Source organism: Streptomyces sp. NPDC047079 (genome assembly GCF_040643755.1).
Classification (GTDB): domain Bacteria; phylum Actinomycetota; class Actinomycetes; order Streptomycetales; family Streptomycetaceae; genus Streptomyces.
The window spans coordinates 105,798-130,603 of sequence record NZ_JBEYUZ010000007.1 but is presented as its reverse complement, the minus strand read 5'-3'; the positions used below and the strand labels follow the sequence as shown (position 1 = coordinate 130,603).

The following is a 24,806-nucleotide window of genomic DNA, read 5'->3' as shown; positions in this document are numbered from 1 at the left end:
GCGGTAAAGGCTCGCGCGTACCTCCGCAACTTTAGACGTTGCCCCAAGCCCGCCCTTCGCGGGGGTGGGTCGTGTTGGCGCCGCCGCCCGGTGCGCGCGTGAGCTGTGGGGCCCGTCCGCCGGACGCAGGGAAAGGCGGGAAAGCACGAGCCGGGGACCGCTCGACTGAGCATTCGGATGAGCGGCCCCGTATTCATTTGCCGAATACCGTTCCGGCCGGTCGGGAGGCGGATCGGGGTGACTCCCGGCAGTCTGGAATGACTCGAAAAGACGCACGTACTCACGGGGGTAGGCTCAGCAGCGGCCGGTGGGCGCCAAGCGCACCGGCATTCGACATGTGGAGAGGAGCCCTGACTCAGGGTGAGCACCAAGCCGACCACCACAGACCTCGAGTGGACCGAGTTGGACCAGCGGGCCGTGGACACCGCCCGTGTCCTGGCCGCCGATGCCGTACAGAAGGTCGGCAACGGCCATCCGGGTACGGCGATGAGCCTGGCTCCGGCCGCCTACACCCTCTTCCAGAAGGTGATGCGCCACGATCCGGCGGATCCCGAGTGGGTGGGGCGCGACCGTTTCGTGCTGTCAGCCGGCCACTCGTCCCTGACCCTCTACACCCAGCTCTACCTGGCCGGTTTCGGCCTGGAGCTGGACGATCTGAAGGCGTTCCGCACCTGGGGCTCGAAGACCCCGGGCCACCCGGAGTACGGGCACACCAAGGGTGTGGAGACGACCACCGGCCCGCTGGGCCAGGGTGTGGCCAACGCGGTGGGCATGGCGATGGCCTCCCGTTACGAGCGCGGTCTGTTCGACCCGGACGCCCCGCAGGGCGCTTCGCCCTTCGACCACTTCATCTACTGCATCGCCGGTGACGGCTGTCTCCAGGAGGGCATCTCCGCGGAGGCGTCCTCGCTGGCCGGTCACCAGAAGCTCGGCAACCTGATCCTGCTGTGGGACGACAACCACATCTCGATCGAGGGCGACACGGAGACCGCGGTCTCCGAGGACACGGCCAAGCGGTACGAGGCCTACGGCTGGCACGTGCAGCGCGTGGCGCCGAAGCCGGACGGCGACCTGGACCCGCACGCGATCTACGACGCGATCCAGGAGGCCAAGAAGGTCACCGACCGGCCGTCCTTCATCGCGATGCGCTCGATCATCGCCTGGCCCGCCCCGCACGCCCAGAACACCGAGGCCGCGCACGGCTCGGCGCTGGGCGAGGAGGAGGTCGCGGCCACCAAGCGCGTCCTCGGCTTCGACCCCGAGAAGCACTTCGATGTCGCGGACGAGGTCCTGGCGCACACCCGCAAGGCGCTGGAGCGGGGGCGTGAGGCCAAGGCCGAGTGGGAGAAGAGCCTCCAGGAGTGGCGGACGGGCAACCCGGAGCGCGCCTCCGAGTTCGACCGCATCAGCAAGGGGGAACTGCCCACCGGCTGGGAGGAGAAGCTCCCGGTCTTCGAGGAGGGCAAGGCGGTGGCCACCCGCGCCGCCTCCGGCAAGGTGCTCCAGGCCCTCGGCGCGGTCGTCCCCGAGCTGTGGGGCGGCTCGGCCGACCTGGCCGGCTCCAACAACACCACCATCGACAAGAACAGCTCCTTCCTGCCGGCGGACAACCCGCTGCCGGGGGCGAACCCGTACGGGCGCACGATCCACTTCGGTATCCGCGAGCACTCCATGGCCGCGGAGATGAACGGCATCACCCAGCACGGCAACACCCGCGTCTACGGCGGCACCTTCCTGGTGTTCTCCGACTACATGCGCAACGCGGTCCGTCTGTCGGCCCTGATGCACCTGCCGGTGACGTACGTGTGGACGCACGACTCCATCGGTCTGGGCGAGGACGGCCCGACCCACCAGCCGATCGAGCACCTGGCCAGCCTGCGCGCCATCCCGGGCCTGAACGTCGTGCGTCCTGCCGACGCCAACGAGACGGCCATCGCCTGGCGCGAGATCATGCGCCGCTGGACGAAGGAGTACGGCAAGGGCGCCCCGCACGGTCTCGCGCTGACCCGTCAGGGCGTGCCCACGTACGAGCCCAACGAGGGCACCGTGCGCGGTGGTTACGTCCTGTTCGAGGCCGAGGGCGGCGAGCCCCAGGTGATCCTGATCGCCACCGGCTCCGAGGTGCACGTGGCCGTCGAGGCCCGTGAGCAGCTCCAGGCCGAGGGCATCCCGACGCGGGTCGTTTCGATGCCGTCCGTGGAGTGGTTCGAGGAGCAGGACCAGGGGTACCGGGACAGCGTCCTGCCGCCGTCGGTGAAGGCACGGGTCGCGGTGGAGGCCGGGATCGGTCTCACCTGGCACCGTTTCGTCGGGGACGCGGGCCGCATCGTTTCCCTGGAGCACTTCGGTGCTTCGGCCGACGGCAAGGTGCTCTTCCGTGAGTTCGGTTTCACTCCCGAGAACGTCGCATCCGCCGCCCGGGAATCGATCGCCGCAGCCCAGCGCTGACGCTCATATACGACACGTAGGAGATGCATTTTCCATGACAGACGCACTCAAGCGCCTCTCCGATGAAGGCGTCGCGATCTGGCTGGACGACCTGTCGCGCAAGCGGATCACGTCCGGCAATCTCGCCGAACTGATCGACCAGCAGCACGTGGTGGGCGTCACCACGAACCCGACGATCTTCCAGAAGGCGATCTCGTCGGGCGACGGCTATGAGCAGCAGCTCACCGACCTCGCCGCCCGCAAGGTCACCGTCGAAGAGGCGGTCCGCATGATCACCACGGCGGACGTCAGGGACGCCGCCGACATCCTGCGCCCGGTGTTCGACGCCACGCAGGGTCTGGACGGGCGTGTGTCGATCGAGGTAGACCCGCGTCTGGCCCACAACACCCGGGCCACCGTCGCCGAGGCCAGGCAGCTGGCCTGGCTGGTCGACCGGCCGAACGCGTTCATCAAGATCCCGGCCACCGAGGCGGGTCTCCCGGCCATCACCGAGACGATCGCCAACGGCATCAGCGTCAACGTCACGCTGATCTTCTCGCTGGACCGCTACCGCAAGGTCATGGACGCGTACCTGACCGGCCTGGAGAAGGCCAAGGAGCGCGGCCTGGACCTGTCCAAGATCCACTCGGTGGCGTCCTTCTTCGTGTCCCGTGTGGACACCGAGGTCGACAAGCGGATCGACGCGCTCGGCACTCCCGAGGCCAAGGCCCTGCGCGGCAAGGCGGCCATCGCGAACGCGCGGCTCGCCTACCAGGCCTACGAGGAGGTGTTCAGCAGCGACCGCTGGGCCGCCCTGGACAAGGCGCAGGCCAACAAACAGCGTCCGCTGTGGGCCTCCACCGGCGTCAAGGACCCGGCCTACAAGGACACCATGTACGTCGAGGAACTGGTGGCACCAAACACGGTGAACACCATGCCGGAGGCCACGCTGCTGGCCACCGAGGACCACGGCGAGATCCGCGGCAACACCATCGCCGGCAGCTACGAGCAGGCGCGCGCCGACCTGGACGCGGTCGAGAAGCTCGGGATCTCGTACAACGAGGTGGTCCAGCTCCTGGAGGACGAGGGCGTCGAGAAGTTCGAGGCCTCCTGGAACGACCTTCTGAAGTCGACGGAGGCGGAGCTCGAGCGCCTCGCCCCCTCGGAGGGCTGAGATCTTGACATCCGCACACGGAGCGAACCCGCTTCGTGACGCCGCGGACCGACGGCTCCCGCGTGTCGCGGGGCCGTCGGGCCTGGTCATCTTCGGCGTTACGGGCGATTTGTCACGTAAAAAGCTGATGCCTGCGGTTTACGACCTGGCCAACCGCGGCCTGCTGCCGCCGGGCTTCTCGCTCGTCGGCTTCGCCCGCCGCGAATGGAAGGACGAGGACTTCGCGAACGAGGTCCACGACGCGGTCAAGGAGCACGCCCGCACTCCCTTCCGCGAAGAGGTCTGGCAGCAGCTCATCCAGGGCATGCGGTTCGTCCAGGGCACCTTCGACGACGACGACGCGTTCGAGCGGCTGCGCGCCACCATCGACGAGCTGGACAAGGCCCAGGGCACGGGAGGCAACTTCGCCTTCTACCTCTCGGTGCCGCCGCGGTCCTTCCCGGTGGTCATCCAGCAGCTCAAGAAGCACGGCCTGGCCGACCCCAAGGAAGGCTCCTGGCGCCGGGCGGTCATCGAGAAGCCCTTCGGCCACGACCTGAAGTCGGCCGAGGAGCTCAACGCGATCGTGCACGAGGTCTTCGCTCCGGACCAGGTCTTCCGCATCGACCACTACCTGGGCAAGGAGACCGTTCAGAACATCCTGGCGCTGCGCTTCGCCAACCAGTTGTTCGAGCCGGTCTGGAACCGGTCCTTCGTGGACCACGTACAGATCACCATGGCCGAGGACATCGGCATCGGCGGCCGCGCCGGCTACTACGACGGCATCGGCGCCGCCCGCGACGTCATCCAGAACCACCTGCTGCAGCTGATGGCGCTGACCGCCATGGAGGAGCCCTCCTCCTTCGGCGCGGACGCGCTCGCCGCCGAGAAGACCAAGGTCCTCGGGGCCGTCCGGCTGCCCAGGGACCTCGGCCAAGACTCCGTGTTCGCGCAGTACACGGCCGGCTGGCAGGGCGGTGAGAAGGTCATCGGGTACCTCCAGGAGGAGGGCATCGACCCGCACTCGAAGACCGACACCTACGCGGCCATCAAGCTGGAGGTCGACAACCGCCGCTGGGCGGGCGTCCCCTTCTACCTGCGCACCGGCAAGCGGCTCGGCCGCCGGGTCACCGAGATCGCGGTCGTCTTCCAGCGCGCCCCGCACTCCCCCTTCGACACCACCGCCACCGAGGAACTCGGGCAGAACGCGATCGTCATCCGCGTCCAGCCCGACGAGGGCGTCACCGTCCGCTTCGGTTCCAAGGTGCCGGGCACCTCGATGGAGATCCGGGACGTGTCCATGGACTTCGCCTACGGCGAGTCCTTCACGGAGTCCAGCCCGGAGGCCTACGAGCGTCTGATCCTGGACGTGCTGCTCGGCGACGCGAACCTGTTCCCGCGTACCGAGGAGGTCGAGCTGTCCTGGAAGATCCTCGACCCGATCGAGGAGTACTGGGAGAAACACGGCAAGCCCGCGCAGTATCCGGCCGGCACCTGGGGGCCCGTCGAGGCCGACAAGATGCTGCAACGAGACGGACGGAGCTGGCGCCGCCCATGAAGATAGACCTCACGGACACCACGGCCAGCAAGATCAACAAGGCGCTGGTGCAGGGCCGCCGCGCGATCGGCACCCCCGCCGTCGGCATGGTCCTCACGCTGGTCATCGTCACCGACGAGGAGAACGCCTACGACGCCCTGAAGGCCGCCAACGACGCGTCCCGCGAACACCCCTCGCGCACGCTGGTGGTCATCAAGCGCGTGTCGCGTTCCCCGCGCGACCGCACGTCCTCACGCCTGGACGCCGAGGTACGGGTGGGCGCCGAGGCGGGCACCGGTGAGACGGTCGTCCTGCGGCTGTACGGCGAGGTGGTCGAGCACGCCGACTCGGTGGTCCTGCCGCTGCTGCTGCCGGACGCGCCCGTGGTCGTGTGGTGGCCGGTGAACGCCCCGCTCGACCCGGCCAACGACCCGCTCGGCGCGCTCGCGCAGCGCCGGGTCACGGACACCTACACGGCCGAGGCGCCGGTGCGGGAGCTCAGCGCCCGCGCCGACGCCTACACGCCCGGCGACACCGACCTGTCCTGGACCCGCATCACGCCCTGGCGCTCGATGCTGGCCGCCGCCCTCGACCAGGTCACCTGCGAGGTCGGGGCCGTCGAGGTGGAGGGCGAGGAGTTCAACCCGAGCTGTGAGCTGCTCGCGATGTGGCTCGCGGACCGGCTGGACGTCCCCGTCAAGCGGTCCCTGTCCTCCGGCCCCGGGCTCACGGCCGTCCGGCTGGACACGAGCTGCGGCGCGATCGCCCTGGACCGGGCCGACGGCTCGCTGGCCACGCTCTCCATCGAAGGGCAGCCGGACCGCGCGGTGGCGCTGAAGCGCCGCGACACCTCCGAACTGATCGCGGAGGAGCTGCGCCGGCTCGACCCGGACGACATCTATGCGTCGGCGCTGCGGTACGGCGTGCACCGGCTGGCCACCGCGGCCGAACCGGCCCCGGCCGGGGAAGCCGGGGCGGCCGAAGGCGCCGTGGCGGTCGAGGCACCCGTGGAGACCGCCGCCAAGGCACCCGCGCAGAAGGCCGCCAAGAAGGCTCCGGCGAAGAAGGCGGCAGCGAAATGAGCACTCCCCAACTCGTCGTCCACCGCGACAAGGAGCTGATGGCCCAGGCCGCGGCGGCCCGGCTGATCACCAAGATCGTGGACGCGCAGGCCTCGCGGGGCTCCGCGTCGGTGGTGCTCACCGGCGGCCGCAACGGCAACGGCCTGCTCGCCGCGCTCGCCGCCGCGCCCGCCCGGGACGCCATCGACTGGGGCCGGCTCGACCTGTGGTGGGGCGACGAGCGCTACCTGCCGGAGGGCGACCCGGAGCGCAACTACACCCAGGCGCGCGAGGCGCTGCTCGACGCCGTCCCGCTGGACCCTAAGCGCGTGCACCCCATGCCCGCGTCGGACGGCCCGTACGGGGCCGACGTGGAAGCGGCGGCCGAGGCGTACGCGGCGGAGCTGGCCCGGGCGGCAGGGCCCGAGAACCATGGCTCGGTGCCCACCTTCGACGTCCTGATGCTGGGCGTCGGCCCGGACACCCATGTGGCCTCGCTCTTCCCTGAAATGCCCGCGGTGCGGGAGACCGAGCGGACGGTGGTCGGTGTGCACGGCGCACCGAAGCCGCCGCCGACCCGGATCACCCTCACGCTGCCGGCGATCCGCTCCGCCCGTGAGGTGTGGCTGCTGGCGGCCGGCGAGGACAAGGCGCAGGCCGTGGCGATCGCGCTGTCGGGCGCGGGCGAGATCCAGGCTCCGGCGGCCGGGGCGCGCGGCAGGTCGCGCACGCTGTGGCTGCTGGACGCGGCGGCGGCTTCCCAGCTGCCGAGATCGCTGTACCCGCCGGCGTCCCCCTGACCGGCGCGGTCGTCGTCGCACGCCGGACGGGCCCTTCACCGCCCGTCCGGCGTGCCGTCCACGGGGCGGGGCTACTTGACCGAGCCCGCCATGACCCCCTGCACGAAGTGCCGCTGGAAGGCGAAGAACACCACCACCGGCACGATCAGCGACAGGAACGCCCCGGGCGCCAGGACGTCGATGTTGCTGCCGAACTGCCGTATCTGCGACTGCAGTTCGACCGTCAGCGGCTGGGAGGAGCTGTCCGCGAACAGCAGGGCCACCAGCATGTCGTTCCACACCCACAGGAACTGGAAGATGGCGAGGCTGGCGATGGCGGGCCGCCCCACCGGCAGCACGAGCCGTGTGAAGATGCGCCACTCGCTCCCGCCGTCCATCCGCGCCGCCTCCAGCATCTCCTTCGGCATCTCGGCGAAGTAGTTCCGCAGCAGGAACACGGCGAACGGCAGGCCGTAGGCCACGTGGAAGAGCACGACTCCGGGGATCGTGCCGAACAGCCCCAGCTGGCCGAAGAGTTTGGCGACCGGCAGCAGACCGATCTGCACCGGCACCACCAGCAACGCCACCACCAGCAGGAAGAGCGGCTCGCGCCCGGGAAAGTCCAGCCAGGCGAAGGCGTATCCGGCGAGCGCCGCGATGATCACGACCAGCGCGGTGGTCGGCACGGAGATCAGCACCGTGTTCCAGAACGCCTGCGTCATCCCGGCGTTCTTCAGCAGCGCCGAGTAGTTGTCGAAGGACAGCTGACCGGGACTGGCCAGGGCCGTCCACCAGCCGCCCTTCGCGGTGTCCTCGGCTGACCGCAGCGACGAGACGAACAGCCCCGCCAGCGGGGTGAGCCAGATCAGGCCGATCACCACGAGGAAGGCCTGCACCAGCCCGTTGCCGAGGCCACGCCTGACCGCGTTCATCGCTGACTCCTTCGGAAACGGCGGACGTTGAACACCATCGCGGGGATCACCAGGAGCAGGAGCAGTACCCCGAGGGCGCTGCCCAGCCCCTGGTTGTTGCCGCCTCCGAACGAGACCAGCCACATCTGCGTCGCGAGCACGGTCGCGTCCTCCTGCACCGGCCCGGGCGCGATGATGTAGACGAGGTCGAAGACCTTCATCACATTGATGACGAGCGTCACGAAGACGACGGTCAGCACGGGCGCGAGCAGCGGCACGGTGATGCGCCGGAAGATCTGCCACTCGTTCGCCCCGTCCATCCGCGCCGCCTCCAGCGCGTCGCGCGGCAGGGTGGACAGGCCCGCGCCGATCAGCACCATCGCGAAGCCGGTCCAGATCCACAGGTACGCCCCGATGATCGCGGGCGTGACCAGGGCGGGCCCGAGCCAGGAGACGCCCTGGTACGGCGGCGCGAAGTTCGCCGCCGGCAGCTTCACCGTGTACGTACCGGAGGCCAGCCCGGTGAAGCGGAAGGAACCGTCCGAGGCCGTCGTCGTGCTCGCCACGGTCCGCCCGTCACGGACCGCCTCGACCCTCATCTCCGGCAGGCCGCTCTCCCGCCGGTCGACCTTGCCCTGCCGCCCTCCCCCGCCGGGCGTGAAGTCCAGGTAGACGACTCCGCGCAGCTCGTCGGAGGCGGGCTTGTGCCCGGCCGCCGCGTAGGCGGGCGCGGCGCTACCGGGCAGGTCCTTGGGCAGTACGCCGACCATCGGGAGCGTCACCGAGGCACCGGGCGACACGCCCTTGCCCGTCGTGTAGGAGCCGTCCCGGCCCTTGGTCAGCCCCTGTCCCTGTCGGGCCCGGGCGGTCGGATACGAGGACGTGCCCTGGAAGGCGTCGTGGACCGAGACCACGGCGGCGTTCAGGACACCCTTGTCCGGGTCCTCGTCGTAGGCGAGCCGGAAGATGATGCCCGCGGCGAGGAAGGACACGGCCATCGGCATGAAGAGCAGCAGCTTGAAGGCCGTGGCCCAGCGGACCTTCTCGACCAGGACGGCCAGGATCAGGCCCAGGCCGGTCAGCAGCGCAGGGGCGACGACGACCCAGATCGCGGTGTTGCGGATGGCCTTCAGCGTGGCCGGGTCGCGGAACATCTCGGCGTAGTTGCCGCCACCCACGAAGCGTGTGCCGGAGGCGTCGAAGAAGCTGCGGCCGACCGAGAACAGCACCGGGTAGACGACGAGCGCGCCGAGCAGCAGCAGCGCCGGGAGGGCGAACAGCAGGGCGATGATCCGGCCGCGCCGTCGCGTGCGCCGTGTGCCGGGGGCGGACGCGACGGGCGGGGAGCTCGCCTCTTTCGCGAGCGTGGGGGCGGTCATGGCCGGTCAGCCCCGGTAGGCCTTGGCCGCCGCGGCCTCCAGCGCAGCCGCGGTCGCCTTGGGGTCCGACGGGTCGCGCAGGAAGTCCTGGAGGAGCTTCCACTCGCCGGTGCCCTTGGTGCCGCCGAAGGAGGCGGGCGCCTGGTCGGACATGTCGAAGCGGACCGAGTCCCCGGCGCCGACGAGGGACTTGGCGGTGGCTCGGGTGACGTCGTCGCCGTAGGAGGCGAGGTCGAGCTTCTTGTTCGGGGACAGGAAGCCGCCCGCCTTCGCCCACACGGCCGCCGCCTCGGGGGTCGCCAGGTACTCGAGCAGCTTCATGCCGGCGTCGGCGTTCTTGCCGTCCTTGAGGACGACCGCCGCGTCACCGCCGCTGACCACCGGCGCGGGGCCGCCGTCGACGGAGGGGAACGGGAAGAAGTCCGCGTCCTTGCCGATGGTCTTGCCGAACTGGTCGTGGGCGACCCCGGCGACGAAGTCGCCCTCGTAGACGAGGCCGGCCTCGGGCTTGGGGCCGAAGACCTTCTCGACGGAGCCGGGGAAGTCGGTGTTGAGCGCCTCTTTCTGGCCGCCCGCGATCAGCTGCTTGTCCTTGAAGAGCTTGCCGAGTGTGGTGAGGGCGTTCACCACGCTCGGGTCGGTCCACTTCAGCTTGTGCGCGGCGAGTGCGTCGTACTTCTGGGGTCCGGCCTGGGAGAGGAAGACGTTCTCGAACCAGTCGGTGAGCGTCCAGCCGTCCTGCCCGGCGACGGCGAAGGCCGCGAGACCGGAGTCGGAGACGGTGTGCCCGGCCTTGAGCATCTCCTCGTACGTCTTGGGCGGCTTGACGCCGGCCTGCGTGAGCGCGTCGGGGCTGTACCAGACGGTCGACTTGTGGGCGGCCTTGAAGTACAGGCCGTAGAGGGTGCCGTCGACGCTGCCGTAGTTCTTCCAGACGGGCGCGTAGCCGGCGTCGACGGACTGCCGGGTGGTCGCCGACAGCGGCTTGAGCCAGCCCTTCTTCGCGAACTGCTGGAGCACGCCGACCTGCGGGACCATCACCACGTCGGGGGCGTTTCCGCCCTCGATCTTGCTGCCGACGACGGTGGAGACGTTGTCCCCGGTGGAGACGAACTGCGTCTTGGCGCCGGTCTTCTCGGTGAACGCGTCCAGCACCTTCTGGAAGTTCTTCTGCTCGCTGCCCGACCAGACGCCGGCCACGGTGACCGTCTGGCCGCTGAGGGCCTTGTCTCCGCCGCCGGCGGAGACCGGCCCGCCGCCGCAGGCCGTCGCGCCGAGCGCCAGTGCCAGGGCGGTGCAGCCGGTGAGCAGGGTGGTACGTCGTCGCATCATCGTTGATGTCCCTTCGGGGAAGTGGGGAAACTGAGGGGGCTCAGAGGCCGAGGGCGTCGTCGCTGATCCACCAGGCGGCCGTGGAACCGGCGAGCACCCCGGGCGGGCAGGGGCCGCTGGCGAGCAGCGGGGTGCCGGAGACGGGCGCGGGTGTGGGGGCGGTACCGAAGTTGACGGCGCAGACCAGGCCGTCGCCGCGGACGAAACCGAGGACGCCGGGCGGCGTGTCCAGCCAGCGCAGGGTGCCCTCGCCCAACTGGGGCAGCGCCGCGCGCAGTTGCAGACCGTCGCGGTACAGGTGCCAGAAGGAGCGGGTGTCGGCGAGGGCCCGTTCGGTGGCGTGTTCGGCGAACCACTCGGGCTGCGGCAGCCAGGGCTTGGCGCTGTCGGCACCGGAGGTGAAGCCGAACGGGGATGCCTGCCCCGACCACGGCAGCGGCACCCGGCAGCCGTCGCGGATCCGGGCGCGGCTGCCGGTGCGGTGGAAGATCGGGTCGGTGAGGACGTCGTCGGGCAGATCCACGACCTCGGGCAGGCCCAGCTCCTCGCCCTGGTAGATGTACGCGGCACCGGGCAGCGCCAGCATCAGCAGCGCGGCGGCGCGGGCCCGGGCGGGGCCCAGACCGCTGCCCTCGGTGGCGGGCTCTCCGTAGCGGGTGACCGTGCGCACCTGGTCGTGGTTGTTGAGGACCCAGGTGACCGTGGAACCCGTACCGGCGATGTCCTGCATGGCCTCCGAGATCACCTTGCGGAAGGCGTCGGGGTCCCAGGGGGCGCTCAGCAGGTCGAAGAAGAACGCCTGGTGCAGTTCGTCCGGGCGGACGTACTCGGCGTGTTCGCGGGCGGTCGGCACGGAGACCTCGCCGACGAGCAGCCGTTCGCGGCCGTCCCGTGCGGTGTACTCCTCGCACACCGCCCGCCAGTGCCGCCACACCTCGTGCACCTCGGGCTGGTTCCAGGCGAGCGGGTTGACCGAGTCGCGGGTGCGGGCGTCGGCCTCCGGGTCCGGGGAGTCCGGCAGTTCGGGGTGCTTGAAGAGGCCGGCGGCGACGTCGATGCGGAAGCCGTCGACGCCCCGGTCCAGCCAGAAGCGCAGCACCCGGTCGAACTCGGTGGCGACCTCGGGGGTGCGCCAGTTCCAGTCGGGCTGCTCGGGCGTGAACATGTGCAGGTACCACTGGCCGGGGCGCCCGTCCGCCTCGGTGACGCGGGTCCAGGCGGGGCCGCCGAACATGCCGTGCCAGTTGTTGGGCGGCTCCGCGCCGTCCGGTCCACGGCCGTCGGCGAAGTGGAAGCGGGCACGGGCGGGGCTGCCGGGCGGGGAGGCGAGCGCCTCGCGGAACCAGGGGTGCTCGCTGGAGCAGTGGTTGGGCACGATGTCGAGCAGGACCTTGATGCCGAGCCGGTGGGCGGCCGTCGTCAGCAGGTCGAACTCGGCGAGGTCGCCGAAGAGCGGGTCGACGTCGCAGTAGTCGGCCACGTCGTAGCCGTGGTCGTGCTGCGGCGAGGGATAGAAGGGGCTCAGCCAGATCCCGTCGACTCCGAGCTTCTTGAGGTACGGCAGCCCGGCCCTGACCCCTGCGAGATCGCCGATGCCGTCGCCGGTGCTGTCCAGGAAGCTGCGGACGTACACCTGGTAGATCACTGCGTCGCGCCACCAGCGGTGGGTGCGGATGCGCTCGAGACTCACCCCGTCGACCTGTCTGTGCGTGCGGGAAGGCCCTGTTCGCGCAGAGCCAGCGGTTATGCATGCATGTTAAGTAGAGATGTCGCCTGGGTGTCAATGAACAGGCGTAAGATAGCCACCAGTTGGCCCGTCTTATGGGTATATATCGGGCCCCTAACCCACAAGTCTGGGCCTTGGCGTTACCTAACATGTAACTAGTGCGGTCAGGGGTGGGAGACCGCGGCCAGCTCCCTCGCCAGCCGTCGCACCGCGCTCTCGGGCGTCTCGTGCCCGGTCAGCGCGTCATGGACGACCGCCTGCACGGCCAGGCTGACCTGGTCGTAGCGCGGGCTCTTGGGACGCGGGGCGGCGGCGAGGACACTCGCGCGCAGGGTAGGCAGATACGGGAACCGCCGCACCAGTTCGGGGTCGTCGTAGAGCGCGGCCCGCACAGGCGGCAGGGCGCCGCGCGTGAGGACCTGCCGCTGGACCCGTTCACCGGTGAGGTAGGCGATCAGGCGCGCGGCGGAATCCGGATGCCGCGCATGTGCGTTGACGGCCAGGTTGGAGCCGCCGAGGACACTCGTCCCCGGCCCGTGCGGCCCTGGCAGCGGCACGGCGCCGATCCTGCCGGCGACCTCGGACCCCCGGGCGGAGGCGACGACGTACGCGTAGGGCCAGTTGCGCAGAAAGAGAAGCCGGCCGTCCTGGAAGGCCTGTTTGGACTCCTCCTCCTTGTACGTCAGCGCCTCCTTGGGGATCCAGCCCTCCCGCACGCCGCGGGCGAGGAAGCCGATGCCCTCGCGGGCCGCGGCCGAGTTCACGGTGACGCGTTCGCCCTCGTCGCCGAGGATCGTGCCGCCCGCCGAGTACACGGCCTCGGCCGCGTTGACCGTGAGGCCCTCGTACGGCAGGAACTGGCCCGCGTACCCCCCGAGTCCGTACTTCGGGGCGATGGTCCTGGCCTCCCGCTCCAGTTCCGCCCACGTACGCGGCGGTGCCACGCCCTCCTTGGCGAGGATGTCCTTGCGGTACAGCAGCAGACCGGCGTTGGTGACATACGGGACCGCGTACAGCTGCCCGTCGTAGGTCGCCGTGTCGACGACCGGCGGCAGGAAGCTCTTCAGCGGGAAACGGTCGCGCGGCAGCGGACGGATCCAGCCGGCCGCCGCGAACTCCGAGGTCCAGGCGACATCGATGTTGAGGACGTCGAACCGGCTGCGGTCGCCGCCGCGCAGGTCGGTCGTCATCTGCGCGTGGGTCTCGTCCGCGGAGTCCGGCAGCTCGACGAGGGTCACCTGCTCGCCGGGGTGGGTGCGGTTCCAGCCCTGGAGCAGCGGGCCGAGGTAGCCGGTGAGGTCGCCGGCGGTGGCCAGGGTGAGCGGGCCACGGCCGCCTGCGGCCCCGTCGTCGGCGCGGGCGCCCGAGGCGACGTAGCCGGTCAGGACCACGGCGAGGACGAGGAGGCCCCTACCGGCGGCACGCATCCACCGCATAGGTTCCTCCCTGTACACCGGCGCCGGGCACCCTTGCCCGGGTCAGAGGCATGTATACCTGTTAGGTATGGGCGATACTAGGGCCTGGAGCACATTACGAGGACAGGAGGACAGCACGAGTGCGCCTGCCCCTCCTGGCACTCCTCGCACGCGGCCCCGCCCATGGCTACGAGCTCAAGCAGGACCTTGAGCAACTGCTGGGCTCCGCGTACCCTCAGCCGAACGTCGGCCAGATCTACGTCACCCTCGGCCGCCTCGAGAAGTCGGGACTGATCGAGGGCGAGGAGGTCGAGCAGTCCAGCCGGCCCAACAAGAAGATCTACCACCTCACCGACGCCGGGCGTGAGGCGCTGCGCGCCTGGTACGAGGAGACCGAGGACGAGCCGCGGGTCAGGGACGAGTTCTTCATGAAGCTGGCGCTCGCCCCGCAGACCGGTCTCGCCGACCAGATCGCCCTGATCAACAAACAGCGGCGCCAGTACCTCAACACCATGCGCAGCCTGTCGAAACTGGCCGCCGCCGAAGACCGCGACAACCGGGTCGCCCATCTGCTGATCGAGGGCGCGATGCTGCACCTGCAGGCCGACCTCGACTGGCTGGAGCGGTGCCAGGAGGAACTGGAGGAGCTGGAGTGAGCGAGGGCTCCCCACCTCTGCTGCGGGCCGAGGGCCTCGTCAAGACCCACCACGGCGAGGGCGCGCCCGCCCACGCGGTGCGCGGGGTCGACCTGCGCGTGCGCCGGGGCGAGTTCGTGGCCGTCACCGGCCCCTCGGGCGCCGGCAAGTCGACGCTGCTGCACCTGCTGGGCGGGCTCCAGCGGCCCGACGCCGGCCGTATCTGGCTGGACGGCGAGCGCACGGACTCCTACACCGAGGCACGCTGGGCCGTCGAGCGCAGGAAGCGCATCGGAATCGTCTTCCAGTTCTTCAACCTGGTCTCCAACCTGTCCGTCGCGGACAACGTCGAGCTGCCCGCGCTGCTCGCCGGAGTGCCGCCGAAGCAGGCGCGCGCCGGACGGGAGGAGCTGCTGGCCGAGCTGGGCCTGACGGGCAAGGAGCGCAGCATGCCCGGTGAACTGTCCGGTGGCGAGCAGCAGCGGGTCGCGCTGGCCCGGGCCCTGGTGAACCATCCGCCACTGCTGCTCGCCGACGAACCCGCGGGCAGCCTCGACAGCAAGGGCACCCGCGAGGTGATGCGGCTGCTCACCCGCTTCCACCAGCGCGGCCAGACCATCGTGCTCGTCACCCATGACGCCCGGCTGGCGAGCGCGGCCGACAGGGTGATCAGCTTCTTCGACGGCCGGATCGTCGACGACGCGGAGCTGGACGGCACGCCGTCCCGGCGGAGCGGGACGTCCGGTGTGCTGGAACTGAGGGACTGATCGCCGTGCACGACCGTCCGGTGCCGAGCCGCCGCACGCCCCCCGGTCCGAGGAGCTGACGCCGTGCGGGCCACCCTGCGCTGGGCGCACTCCGATCTGCGGACGCACCGCGGCGAGGCGCTGTTCATGGTGCTCGCCACCGCCGGCGTCGTCGCCTCGCTTCTCCTTGCCACGGCCCTGTTCGGGTATGCGACCAACCCCTGGCAGCGGATCTTCACCCAGGCGCACGGCGCGCATGTGTGGATCCACACCGGCCGCCTGGCCGACGCCTCGAAGCTGGCCCGACTGGAGGGTGTCGCGTCCGTCGCCGGTCCCTACCCCACCGAGTCCACGACCGTCACCTCCCGCGGCACCCGTGCCTCGGTGGAACTGCGCGGCGCGCTGCGGCCGCCGTCCGTAGGCCGGCCGCTGCTCACCACGGGCCACTGGCTGGACCCGGCCAACCCGGGCGGCGTGGTGCTGGAGAGCCGGCTCGCCCGGGCTCTGCTGGCCGAGCCCGGCGACACCCTGAGCGTGGGCGGCACGGCCCGGACGCTGAACGTCGTGGGCATCGCCGACAGCGCCGAACCCCGCTACAGCCCGGGGGAGCAGCCGGGACTGGTATGGGCGCTGCCCTCAGCCGTGCGCGATCCCGGCGGCCAGGTCACCGGGCTGCGTCTGAGCGACCCCGCCGACACGGACTACGCCGTCCAGCGCGCCGTCACCGTGCTGGGTGCCGGCGCGATCAACGAGGTCTCCACCTGGCAGCAGGCGCGGGCCGAGGCACAGGGCGAGAACCGGCTGCTGGGACAGGTCCTCGGCCTGTTCGGTCTCGGCGCGCTCGTCGCCGCGGGGTTCGCCGTGCACGGGGCGATCGGCACCCGGATCCGGGGCCATCTGCGGGACATATCGGTCCTGAAGGCGATCGGTTTCACGCCTGGCCAGGTCGTCCGTGTCTTCCTGCTCCAGCATGTGGCGTACGCGCTGCTGGGCGCGGTGGCCGCGGCGGCGCTCACCCAGGGGCTGGGCGGCCGGATCCCTGGGCGCTTCGGGGACGCGGTCGGGGTGTGGCAGGGGCTGCCCGGGCACACCGCGGCACTGCTCGCCGTGCCGGTGGGCGCTGTGCTGTTCATCGCCGCCACCACCGGGCTTGCGGCCTGGCGCGCCGGGCGGGTGCCTCCGGTGCCGGTGCCCCGGCCCGCGGCCTTGGTCGGCGGGCGCCTGACGGGCGTGGCACGCGCGGCGCTCGGCCTGCGGCTGCCGCCCGCGCTGGTGCTGGGCTGGCACCAGGCGTTCACGCGCCGTCCGCGGTCGCTCGCGACGGTCGTCCGGCTGGCGCTGCCGCTGCTGCTGATCGTGGTGGCGATGAGCGCCTGGACCACCATCGACCGCTTCCACAGCAGGCCGGACGAGGTCGGCCTGGCCGCCGCCCTCACGGTCCGCCCCGACGCCGGTCTCGGCGACTCGGCCGCCCGCTCCCTGATGGAGGCCAATCCCCGGGTCGCCGCCGCCTACCCGGGTGTGGAGGTCGCGGCCCTCGTACCGGGCCAGACGGCGACGATCGCACTGCGCGGCCTCGGCACCCGGCCGGATCCCTATCCCTACGCGCTGGCCGAAGGCCGCCCCGCGCGGGGCCCCGACGAGGCGGTCGCCGGTCAGGGGCTGCTCGATCTGCTGGATGTACGCGTCGGCGACTGGGTGCGGATGACGGTGGGCGAGCAGCCGCAGATCCTGCACATCGTGGGCCGCAGCATCGAGCCGGAGAACGCCGGGCGGGTCATCTCCACCTCGCTCGACACCCTCCACGAGAACGACCCCGGAGTGCGCCCCACCCTCTACCAACTGCGGCTGCGTCCCGGCGCCGACCCGCACGAGGTCGCCGAGGAGCTGTCCCGGGCGGCCCGTGGACACCTGGACGTGCATCCGGTGGCGAACCCCGCGGACGGGCTCTCCCCGCTGCGCGGAGTCGTCGTCGGACTGATCGCCGTTCTCGCGCTCATCGGGATCGTCGAGCTGCTGACCGCGATCGGCGGCACCGTCCGGGAGGGTGAGCGGGATCTGCTGGCGCTCAAGGCGATCGGCCTGTCCCCGCGACAGATCACCGGGATCACCGTCACGGCCACGGCCTGCACCACCCTGGCCGCGGTCTGCGTCGGCACGGTGCTCGGCATCCCCCTCGCCCACTGGCTGATCGACGCCCAGGGCCGGTCCAGCGGCATCGGCGCGGGTCTCGCCCAGGGCCCGTCCCCGGTCCTACTTGTCCTGTTCGGGGCCGCCGCCGTGCTCGGCGCCGCCGCTCTCGCCGCCCTGCCCGCGTCCCGCGCGGCACGCCGACGGCTCGCGGACACGCTGAGCGCGGTGGGCTGACCGGCGAGCGTGGTCGTCCCGGGAGTCGCCGGGGAGCGGACGGCACCGCGCCGTCCGCTCCCCGGGCTGCGCGAGCGGCTAACGGCCGCGCATCTCCCGGTACTTGGCGACCAGGGTCTTGCTGGACTCGTCCAGGCCCGGGACCTCCGCACCCTCGGTCAGCGCGGGCTCCACACGCTTGGCGAGTACCTTGCCGAGTTCGACGCCCCACTGGTCGAAGGAGTCGATGTTCCAGATCGCGCCCTGGACGAACACCTTGTGTTCGTAGAGCGCGACGAGCTGCCCGAGCACCGACGGGGTGAGCTCCCGGGCGAGGATGGTGGTGGTGGGACGGTTGCCCTTGAACGTCTTGTGCGGCACCAGCTCCTCGGGGACGCCCTCGGCGCGCACCTCGTCCGGGGTCTTGCCGAAGGCCAGCGCCTGCGTCTGGGCGAAGAAGTTGGCCATCAGCAGGTCGTGCTGGGCGACCAGGCCGGGCGGCAGATCGGCGACCGGCTCGGCGAAGCCGATGAAGTCGGCCGGGACCAGCTTGGTGCCCTGGTGGAGGAGCTGGTAATAGGCGTGCTGCCCGTTGGTGCCCGGCGTTCCCCACACGACCGGTCCCGTCTGCCAGTCGACCTCCTTGCCGTCCCGGCCCACGGACTTGCCGTTGGACTCCATGTCCAGCTGCTGGAGGTAGGCGGTGAACCTGGACAGGTAGTGCGAGTACGGCAGCACCGCGTGCGACTGGGCGTCGTGGAAGTTGTTGTACCAGATGCCCAGAAGGCCGAGCAGCAGCGGCACATTGGACTCGGCGGGCGCCGTGCGGAAGTGCTCGTCGACCGTGCGGAAGCCGTCGAGCATCTCACGGAAGCGGTCCGGGCCGATCGCGATCATCAGGGACAGGCCGATCGCCGAGTCGTAGGAGTAACGGCCACCGACCCAGTCCCAGAACTCGAACATGTTGGCGGTGTCGATGCCGAATTCCTCGACCTTCGACGCATTCGTCGACAGGGCCACGAAGTGCTTGGCGACGGCTTCCTGACCCGCCTTCAGCTCTCCGAGCAGCCAGGTGCGGGCGGAGGTCGCGTTGGTGATCGTCTCGATCGTGGTGAACGTCTTCGAGGCGATGATGAACAGGGTCTCGGCCGCGTCCAGGTCCCGGACCGCCTCGTGCAGGTCGGCACCGTCCACGTTGGAGACGAAGCGGACCGTCAGATTGCGGTCGCTGTAGGCCCGCAGGGCCTCGTACGCCATCGCCGGGCCGAGGTCGGAGCCGCCGATGCCGATGTTGACGACGTTCTTGATGCGCTTGCCGGTGTGGCCGGTCCACTCGCCCGAGCGCACGCGGTCGGCGAAGGCGCTCATCTTGTCCAGCACCGCGTGGACCTTGGGGACGACGTTCTCCCCGTCGACCTCGATGACGGCGTCCCTGGGGGCGCGCAGCGCGGTGTGCAGGACCGCACGGTTCTCCGTGGTGTTGATCTTCTCCCCGCGGAACATGGCGTCCCTGAGGCCGAAGACGTCCCGGGCGGCGGCAAGCTCGCGCAGCAGCCGCAGCGTCTCGTCGGTGACCAGGTGCTTGGAGTAGTCGACGTACAGATCGCCGGCCTCGAGGGTGTACCCGCTGCCGCGCCCGGGGTCCGCCGCGAACAGGTCGCGCAGCCGCACCTCGCCGAGCTCCTCGCGGTGCTTGGCCAGAGCGGTCCACTCGGGCGTCTGATTGAGCCTGGTACGGCTGTCTGCGTTCATCTCGGACTTCAGCCTTCTTCCTTGCCGGTGCTGCTGCGTACCTCACCCCGCTGCCGGTCCCAACCTAATTGATCAGGGGGCCCGGTCACCTGGTGTCGCGCCGTCGTCCGGCACAACAACAGGTACGTCCGGCTTGCGCCGGGGTATCAGCGCGGTGACGGACAGCACGAAGAATGCGGCGGCGAGCAGGGCCGGTGTGTTCGGACCCCAGGCGGTGGCGACGGCGCCGCCCAGCAGGGCGCCCAGTGGGGCTCCGGCAACGGCGAGCGTCCGGAAGGCGGAGCCGACCCGGCCCAGCAACGCGGCGGGGGTGCGCTGCTGCGTCAGGGTCGTCGTGTTCACGTTCCACACCGTCCCCATCAGCCCGAAGACGCCGAGGGCGGCCACCAGCGCCGGCAGACTGCGCACGGACCCCATGACGACCAGGGCACCGGTCTGCACCGCACCGGCGGCCAGGACCGCCGCCGGGCGGCCGAGGCGGGCCACGAGCGGGCCGTTCACCGCCGCGCCGGCCAGGCTGCCGACGGCGTACGCCGTGCCCGCCGCCGCGTATCCCGCCGGACCGGCGTCCAGCCAGCCCGTCACCAGGATCACCAGGGTGGCGACCAGCGCACCTACGCCGACGTTGCACAGGGCGGTGGCGGCGCACAGCCCGCGCAGGACCCGGTCGCGCCACAGTGTGCGGAGACCGTCGGCGATCTCCAGGCGCAGGGTGCTGCCCGCCGCTCTCGGCGCCCGCTCGCGCCTGGTGACCCGCAGCGAGCCGACCAGCAGGGCCGCCGCCAGGAAGGTGCCCGCGTCCACGGCGAAGGGGGCGGCAGCGCCCGACGCGAGGAGCAGCGGCACGGCGGGTCCGGCCAGCAGGCCGCCCGCGATCCGCTGGCCGGTCATGAGCCGGGTGTTCGCGCTGCCGAGTGCCTCGCGGGCCACGAGGCCGGGCAGCAGCGCCGTGGCGGCGTTGTCGAAGAGGGTCTGGAGGGCGGTGAGTGTGAAGGCCAGTGCGACGAGCAGGGCGATCGAGGCGTGTCCCGCCGCCACGGCCAGGGCGAAGCACCCGACCAGCACCCCGCGCACCGCGTCCACCGTCCACATCGCGCGCCGCTGGTCGACTCGGTCCGCGACAGCACCGCCGAGCAGCCCGAAGACGATCCAGGGCAGATAGCCGCAGGCGGTGACCGAGGCGATGAGCAGCGGCCGGTCCGTCAGTCCGGTGGCGAGCAGCGGCAGCGCGGCCCCGCGCAGCGCGTCACCGAAGCTGGAGAGCACGGAGGCACTCCACAGCCGTCCGAATCCTCCGCGCCAGGCGGGCGCACGCGCGCCCGTCACCTCCACCGTCGTCACGTCTCCCCCTCACGATTCGCCGATGCACAAACCGTAAGGGGCACCACTGACAATGGCGGCGGAGGCGGCCTGCCGCCGGGCGGGCGAAGCAGCTCCGGCCGGGCACCGCAGGGTGTCCGGCCGGGCTCAACTCCTAGATTTCGCCCCGCAGTTTGGCGAGCGCCTCGGCGAGGATCGCCTCGCCGTCCGCGTCGCTGCGCCGCTCCCGCACATAGGCGAGGTGCGTCTTGTAGGGCTCGGTACGCGGCGGGTCCGGCGGATTGTCCCGGTCCTGTCCGGCCGGAAAGCCGCAGCGCGGGCAGTCCCAGGTGTCGGGAACCTGCGCGTCGCTGGCGAAGCTCGGCTGGGTCTCGTGCCCGTTGGAGCACCAGAAGGAGACGCGCAGACGCGGCGCGGACTCGCCGCGCTCGGCCTCACCCATCGGCCCCGCCCCGACCCGGCTTCCTCGGATCGCGTTGCCACTTGCCACGGTCGTAACTCCCTGCGTGATGGTGCCGCGAAGCGAGTCGGCGTTTCGCTTCACTGCGAGCGCCTCAGTCTACGTAAGGCCCAACGCGCGTCCAGTGATGGGAGTTACCCCCGCCCCCAGACGCAAGCCCCATGATAGGCCGCGTCCGAAGACCCGTACCGGACATGGGGCGTTACGTGCTTCCTGCGCGGTCCGCCGATGGCGACCGGCGCTACTTGACCTTCACCAGGATGCCGAGCACCACGATGCAGGCCAACCAGAGGAGACCGACCACGATGGTGATCCGGTCGAGGTTGCGCTCGGCGACCGAGGAGCCGCCGACGGAGGACTGCATGCCGCCACCGAACATGTCGGAGAGGCCGCCGCCCTTTCCCTTGTGCATCAGCACCAGCAGCATCAGCAGCAGGCTGAAGACGATCAGGGCGATCGAGAACCCCAAAACCACGGCTGGACCAACTTCCTCGGATTCGGATGGACGACGGGGGCACGGTGGATAGCCACCATGCCCCCGCAAGGGTACGACGGATCGCCCCTAGGACACACTCACGGCTGATCGGTTCGCCTCCGGAGTGGCGATCACTGGTCGCGGAAGCGGACGATCTTGACGAACTCGTCGACGTCCAGCGAGGCGCCGCCGACCAGGGCACCGTCGATGTCCGGCTTCGCCATGATCTCGGCGACGTTGCCCGACTTGACGGAGCCGCCGTACTGGACGCGGACCTTGTCGGCCACATCCTGCGAGTACAGCTCGGCGATCTTGCCGCGGATCGCCGCGCAGACCTCCTGGGCGTCGTCTGCGCCGCAGACCTTGCCGGTGCCGATGGCCCAGACGGGCTCGTACGCGATCACGATCGACTCGACCTGCTCGGCCGGGATGTCCTTCAGACCGCCCTCGACCTGCGCGAGCGTGTGCCCGACGTGGTCGCCCGCCTCGCGGACCTCCAGCTCCTCGCCGACGCACAGGATCGGGGTCAGGCCGTGCCTGAAGGCGGCCTTGGCCTTGGCGTTCACCAGCTCGTCGGTCTCACAGTGGTACTGCCGTCGCTCCGAGTGACCGATCACCGCGTAGGTGCACTTCAGCTTGGCCAGCATCGAGCCCGAGATCTCGCCGGTGTAGGCGCCGGAGTCGTGTGCCGAGACGTCCTGGGCACCGTACTTGATCTTGAGCTTGTCGCCGTCGACCAGCGTCTGCACGGAGCGCAGGTCGGTGAAGGGCGGCAGGACGGCGACCTCGACGGCCTCGTGGTCCTTGTCGGACAGGGCGAAGGCGAGCTTCTGGACGTGGGCGATGGCCTCGAGGTGGTTGAGGTTCATCTTCCAGTTGCCCGCCATCAGCGGCGTGCGCGTGCTCATTGAGGTTCAGTCCTCCAGTGCGGCGAGGCCGGGGAGCGTCTTGCCCTCGAGGTACTCGAGGGAGGCGCCGCCACCGGTCGAGATGTGGCCGAATGCCGACTCGTCGAAGCCCAGGATGCGGACGGCGGCGGCGGAGTCGCCGCCTCCGACCACGGTGAAGCCCGGGCAGTCGACGAGTGCCCGGGCGACCGCCTTGGTGCCCTCGGCGTAGTCGGGGTGCTCGAAGACGCCCATGGGCCCGTTCCAGAAGACGGTGGCGGCGTCGGCGAGCTTCAAGGCGTACAGCTCTCGGGTCTTCGGGCCGATGTCCAGGCCCTCCTGGTCGGCGGGGATCTTGTCCGCGTCGACCACGGTGTTGTCGGTCGGCGCCTTGGTCTTCAGGTCCGGGAACTCCCGGGAGACCACGACGTCGACGGGGAGCAGCAGCTCCACGCCCTGCTTCTCGGCGCGCTCCAGGTATTCGGTGACGGCCGGGATCTGGTCTTCCTGCAACAGGGAGATACCGACCTCGTAGCCCTTGGCCTTGAGGAAGGTGTAGGCCATGCCGCCGCCGATGAGCAGCCGGTCGGCCTTGCCGAGCAACTGGTCGATCACGGCCAGCTTGTCGGAGACCTTGGCACCGCCCAGCGCCACGACATAGGGACGCCGCACGTCATCGGTGAGCTTCTTCAGGACGGCGACCTCGGTGGCGATGAGGTAGCCGGCGTAGTGCGGCAGGCGGGCCGGGAGGTCGTAGACGGAGGCGTGCTTGCGGTGCACCGCACCGAAGCCGTCACCCACGTACACATCGGCGAGGGCGGCGAGCCGGTCGGCGAACTCGCCGCGCTCGGTGTCGTCCTTGGACGTCTCGCCGGGGTTGAAGCGCAGGTTCTCGAGGACCGCGACCTGGCCCGGCTGGAGGCCGTTCACCGCGTCGTGGGCGGCGGGGCCGACGGTGTCCTGGGCGAACGCCACGGGCGCGTCGAGCAGTTCGCCGAGGCGCTCGGCGGCGGGCAGCAGCGAGAAGGCCGGGTCCGGGGCACCCTTGGGGCGGCCCAGGTGCGAGGCGACGACCACCTTGGCGCCCGCGTCGGCGAGGGCCTTGACGGTGGGCAGGACGGCGCGGATGCGGCCGTCGTCGGTGATGAGGCCGTCGGCCAGCGGGACGTTCAGGTCGGCGCGGACGAAGACCCGCTTGCCGTCCACGCCTTCGGCGAGAAGTTCGTCGATCGTCTTCATAGGGGACTCCTGGAGAGGGCTCTTGATCGTACGAGAGCTGATCGATCTGCACGCGCGCGGGCGCCCGCCGTGCGCGGGGCCGCTCGCTGTACGTGAGTCAGGGCTCGGGCAGCGCGCCGTGCGCTGCCCGAGCCCTGTTCTCACATCGAGGTGCCTGCTTCGGCGATCAGAGCTGGTTGCCGACGAAGACCGTCAGGTCGACGAGGCGGTTGGAGTAGCCCCACTCGTTGTCGTACCAGCCGATGACCTTCACGTTCTTGCCATCCTGGACCATGGTCAGGGAGGAGTCGAAGGTGCAGGACGCCGGGGCGTTGACGATGTCGGAGGAGACGATCGGGTCCTCCGTGTAGTCGAGGAGACCCTTGAGCTCGCCCTCGGCGGCCTTCTGGAAGGCGGCGTTGACCTCTTCCTTGGTGACCTCGCGGCCGAGCTCGACGACCAGGTCGGTGACCGAGCCGGTCGGGACCGGGACGCGCATGGCGATGCCGTCCAGCTTGCCCTTGAGCTGCGGCAGGACCAGGGCGGTGGCCTTGGCGGCACCGGTGGTGGTCGGGATGATGTTCTCGGCGGCGGCACGGGCGCGGCGCAGGTCCTTGTGCGGGAAGTCCAGGATGCGCTGGTCGTTCGTGTACGCGTGCACCGTGGTCATCAGGCCCTTGACGATGCCGAAGTTCTCGTCGAGGACCTTCGCCATCGGCGCCACACAGTTGGTGGTGCAGGAGGCGTTGGAGATGACGTGGTGGTTCGCCGGGTCGTAGGTGTCCTGGTTGACACCCATGACGATGGTGACGTCCTCGTTCTTGGCCGGAGCCGAGATGATGACCTTCTTGGCGCCGCCGGCGATGTGCTTCTCGGCGTCTTCCTTCTTGGTGAAGATGCCGGTCGACTCGATGACGATGTCGACGCCCAGCTCGCCCCAGGGGATGTCGGCCGGGTTGCGCTCGGACAGGACCTTGATGGTCTTGCCCCCGACGGTGATGGTGTCCTCCGTGTGGGACACCTCCTCCTTGAGGCGGCCGAGGATGGTGTCGTACTTCAGCAGGTGAGCGGTGGTCGCGGTGTCACCCAGGTCGTTGACAGCCACGATCTCGATGTCCGCACCCTGCTCCAGCAGCGCGCGGAAGTAGTTGCGACCGATGCGGCCGAAGCCGTTGATGCCTACGCGGATCGTCACGAACCGATCTCCTCGTTGGTACGCCGGCTATGGACGCCGGCGAGCTCTATTG

Annotated in this window: 20 protein-coding genes; 8 read left to right on the top strand and 12 right to left on the bottom strand. The window is 70.5% G+C overall.

Annotated elements, in window-relative coordinates; all coding sequences use genetic code 11:
- Nucleotides 1-360 precede the first annotated feature (360 nt).
- The 5 genes from tkt to pgl are packed head-to-tail and all read left to right on the top strand — an operon-like array spanning nucleotide 361 to nucleotide 6,978.
- Entirely contained in the window at nucleotides 361-2,448 is a 2,088-nt protein-coding gene (tkt, locus tag ABZ823_RS12745; RefSeq protein ID WP_361657832.1) for a transketolase, read from the top strand.
- Nucleotides 2,449-2,482: 34 nt separating this feature from the next.
- Complete coding sequence (gene tal / locus ABZ823_RS12740; protein ID WP_361657830.1) at nucleotides 2,483-3,601, top strand: transaldolase; 1,119 nt, start codon at nucleotides 2,483-2,485, stop codon at nucleotides 3,599-3,601.
- 4 nt (nucleotides 3,602-3,605) lie between these two features.
- Nucleotides 3,606-5,138: a glucose-6-phosphate dehydrogenase gene (gene zwf / locus ABZ823_RS12735; RefSeq protein WP_361657827.1), complete on the top strand. Its 1,533-nt coding sequence runs from the start codon at nucleotides 3,606-3,608 to the stop codon at nucleotides 5,136-5,138.
- On the top strand, nucleotides 5,135-6,199 hold the full coding sequence (gene opcA / locus ABZ823_RS12730) for a glucose-6-phosphate dehydrogenase assembly protein OpcA (protein WP_361657824.1): 1,065 nt from the start codon (nucleotides 5,135-5,137) through the stop codon (nucleotides 6,197-6,199). Before zwf ends, opcA begins: the two co-directional genes overlap by 4 nt.
- Nucleotides 6,196-6,978: a 6-phosphogluconolactonase gene (gene pgl / locus ABZ823_RS12725; protein WP_361657822.1), complete on the top strand. Its 783-nt coding sequence runs from the start codon at nucleotides 6,196-6,198 to the stop codon at nucleotides 6,976-6,978. The genes opcA and pgl overlap by 4 nt, the downstream gene beginning before the upstream one ends.
- 71 nt (nucleotides 6,979-7,049) lie before the next feature.
- Here the strand turns inward: pgl and ABZ823_RS12720 are convergent, their stop codons facing one another.
- From ABZ823_RS12720 to ABZ823_RS12700, 5 genes are all read right to left on the bottom strand, one after another.
- Nucleotides 7,050-7,889: a carbohydrate ABC transporter permease gene (locus ABZ823_RS12720; protein WP_361657819.1), complete on the bottom strand. Its 840-nt coding sequence runs from the start codon at nucleotides 7,887-7,889 to the stop codon at nucleotides 7,050-7,052.
- Nucleotides 7,886-9,247 (bottom strand): ABC transporter permease subunit, encoded by a 1,362-nt coding sequence (locus ABZ823_RS12715; protein ID WP_361657816.1) that lies wholly within the window; start codon nucleotides 9,245-9,247, stop codon nucleotides 7,886-7,888. The genes ABZ823_RS12720 and ABZ823_RS12715 overlap by 4 nt, the downstream gene beginning before the upstream one ends.
- A 6-nt stretch (nucleotides 9,248-9,253) precedes the next feature.
- Nucleotides 9,254-10,579 carry an ABC transporter substrate-binding protein gene (locus ABZ823_RS12710; protein WP_361657813.1) on the bottom strand — a complete coding sequence of 442 codons (1,326 nt, stop codon included), beginning with the start codon at nucleotides 10,577-10,579 and terminating at the stop codon, nucleotides 9,254-9,256.
- A 40-nt stretch (nucleotides 10,580-10,619) separates the two neighbouring features.
- Nucleotides 10,620-12,254 (bottom strand): alpha-amylase family glycosyl hydrolase, encoded by a 1,635-nt coding sequence (locus tag ABZ823_RS12705; protein WP_361658202.1) that lies wholly within the window; start codon nucleotides 12,252-12,254, stop codon nucleotides 10,620-10,622.
- A 215-nt stretch (nucleotides 12,255-12,469) separates the two neighbouring features.
- Nucleotides 12,470-13,741 carry an ABC transporter substrate-binding protein gene (locus ABZ823_RS12700; protein ID WP_361657810.1) on the bottom strand — a complete coding sequence of 424 codons (1,272 nt, stop codon included), beginning with the start codon at nucleotides 13,739-13,741 and terminating at the stop codon, nucleotides 12,470-12,472.
- 119 nt (nucleotides 13,742-13,860) lie between these two features.
- Here ABZ823_RS12700 and ABZ823_RS12695 point away from each other — a divergent pair, with 119 nt between their 5' ends.
- The 3 genes from ABZ823_RS12695 (at nucleotide 13,861) to ABZ823_RS12685 (ending at nucleotide 17,468) form a co-directional block, all read left to right on the top strand.
- Nucleotides 13,861-14,376, top strand: a complete 516-nt coding sequence (locus ABZ823_RS12695; protein ID WP_361657807.1) for a PadR family transcriptional regulator — start codon at nucleotides 13,861-13,863, stop codon at nucleotides 14,374-14,376.
- Nucleotides 14,373-15,122: an ABC transporter ATP-binding protein gene (locus ABZ823_RS12690; RefSeq protein WP_361657804.1), complete on the top strand. Its 750-nt coding sequence runs from the start codon at nucleotides 14,373-14,375 to the stop codon at nucleotides 15,120-15,122. The genes ABZ823_RS12695 and ABZ823_RS12690 overlap by 4 nt, the downstream gene beginning before the upstream one ends.
- Nucleotides 15,123-15,185: 63 nt before the next feature.
- Nucleotides 15,186-17,468, top strand: coding sequence for an FtsX-like permease family protein (locus ABZ823_RS12685; protein WP_361657801.1), 2,283 nt, complete (start codon nucleotides 15,186-15,188; stop codon nucleotides 17,466-17,468).
- A 78-nt stretch (nucleotides 17,469-17,546) separates the two neighbouring features.
- Here ABZ823_RS12685 and pgi read toward each other — a convergent pair whose 3' ends face one another.
- The 7 genes from pgi to gap all read right to left on the bottom strand — a co-directional run bounded on the left by pgi (nucleotide 17,547) and on the right by gap (nucleotide 24,754).
- Nucleotides 17,547-19,199: a glucose-6-phosphate isomerase gene (pgi, locus tag ABZ823_RS12680; RefSeq protein WP_361657799.1), complete on the bottom strand. Its 1,653-nt coding sequence runs from the start codon at nucleotides 19,197-19,199 to the stop codon at nucleotides 17,547-17,549.
- A gap of 72 nt (nucleotides 19,200-19,271) precedes the next feature.
- Nucleotides 19,272-20,540: an MFS transporter gene (locus tag ABZ823_RS12675; RefSeq protein ID WP_361657796.1), complete on the bottom strand. Its 1,269-nt coding sequence runs from the start codon at nucleotides 20,538-20,540 to the stop codon at nucleotides 19,272-19,274.
- 133 nt (nucleotides 20,541-20,673) lie between these two features.
- The gene (locus ABZ823_RS12670) at nucleotides 20,674-21,009 is read right to left on the bottom strand and encodes an RNA polymerase-binding protein RbpA (RefSeq protein ID WP_078066843.1); all 336 of its coding nucleotides are present in this window, start codon (nucleotides 21,007-21,009) and stop codon (nucleotides 20,674-20,676) included.
- A gap of 211 nt (nucleotides 21,010-21,220) precedes the next feature.
- Nucleotides 21,221-21,454: a preprotein translocase subunit SecG gene (gene secG / locus ABZ823_RS12665; RefSeq protein ID WP_361657793.1), complete on the bottom strand. Its 234-nt coding sequence runs from the start codon at nucleotides 21,452-21,454 to the stop codon at nucleotides 21,221-21,223.
- Between the two features lie 131 nt (nucleotides 21,455-21,585).
- Entirely contained in the window at nucleotides 21,586-22,362 is a 777-nt protein-coding gene (tpiA, locus tag ABZ823_RS12660) for a triose-phosphate isomerase (RefSeq protein ID WP_361657790.1), read from the bottom strand.
- Nucleotides 22,363-22,368: 6 nt separating this feature from the next.
- On the bottom strand, nucleotides 22,369-23,580 hold the full coding sequence (locus ABZ823_RS12655; RefSeq protein ID WP_361657787.1) for a phosphoglycerate kinase: 1,212 nt from the start codon (nucleotides 23,578-23,580) through the stop codon (nucleotides 22,369-22,371).
- Nucleotides 23,581-23,746: 166 nt separating this feature from the next.
- Nucleotides 23,747-24,754 (bottom strand): type I glyceraldehyde-3-phosphate dehydrogenase, encoded by a 1,008-nt coding sequence (gap, locus tag ABZ823_RS12650; RefSeq protein WP_361657784.1) that lies wholly within the window; start codon nucleotides 24,752-24,754, stop codon nucleotides 23,747-23,749.
- Between the last annotated feature and the right edge of the window lie 52 nt (nucleotides 24,755-24,806).

What these genes read in the sequence shown, in the direction of transcription:
- tal (WP_361657830.1), top strand. Translation starts at nt 2,483, where the DNA reads ATGACAGACGCACTCAAGCGCCTCTCCGATGAAGGCGTCGCGATCTGG.
- opcA (WP_361657824.1), top strand. Translation starts at nt 5,135, where the DNA reads ATGAAGATAGACCTCACGGACACCACGGCCAGCAAGATCAACAAGGCG.
- pgl (WP_361657822.1), top strand. Translation starts at nt 6,196, where the DNA reads ATGAGCACTCCCCAACTCGTCGTCCACCGCGACAAGGAGCTGATGGCC.
- ABZ823_RS12720 (WP_361657819.1), bottom strand. Translation starts at nt 7,889, where the DNA reads ATGAACGCGGTCAGGCGTGGCCTCGGCAACGGGCTGGTGCAGGCCTTC.
- ABZ823_RS12715 (WP_361657816.1), bottom strand. Translation starts at nt 9,247, where the DNA reads ATGACCGCCCCCACGCTCGCGAAAGAGGCGAGCTCCCCGCCCGTCGCG.
- ABZ823_RS12710 (WP_361657813.1), bottom strand. Translation starts at nt 10,579, where the DNA reads ATGATGCGACGACGTACCACCCTGCTCACCGGCTGCACCGCCCTGGCA.
- ABZ823_RS12700 (WP_361657810.1), bottom strand. Translation starts at nt 13,741, where the DNA reads ATGCGGTGGATGCGTGCCGCCGGTAGGGGCCTCCTCGTCCTCGCCGTG.
- pgi (WP_361657799.1), bottom strand. Translation starts at nt 19,199, where the DNA reads ATGAACGCAGACAGCCGTACCAGGCTCAATCAGACGCCCGAGTGGACC.
- tpiA (WP_361657790.1), bottom strand. Translation starts at nt 22,362, where the DNA reads ATGAGCACGCGCACGCCGCTGATGGCGGGCAACTGGAAGATGAACCTC.
- ABZ823_RS12655 (WP_361657787.1), bottom strand. Translation starts at nt 23,580, where the DNA reads ATGAAGACGATCGACGAACTTCTCGCCGAAGGCGTGGACGGCAAGCGG.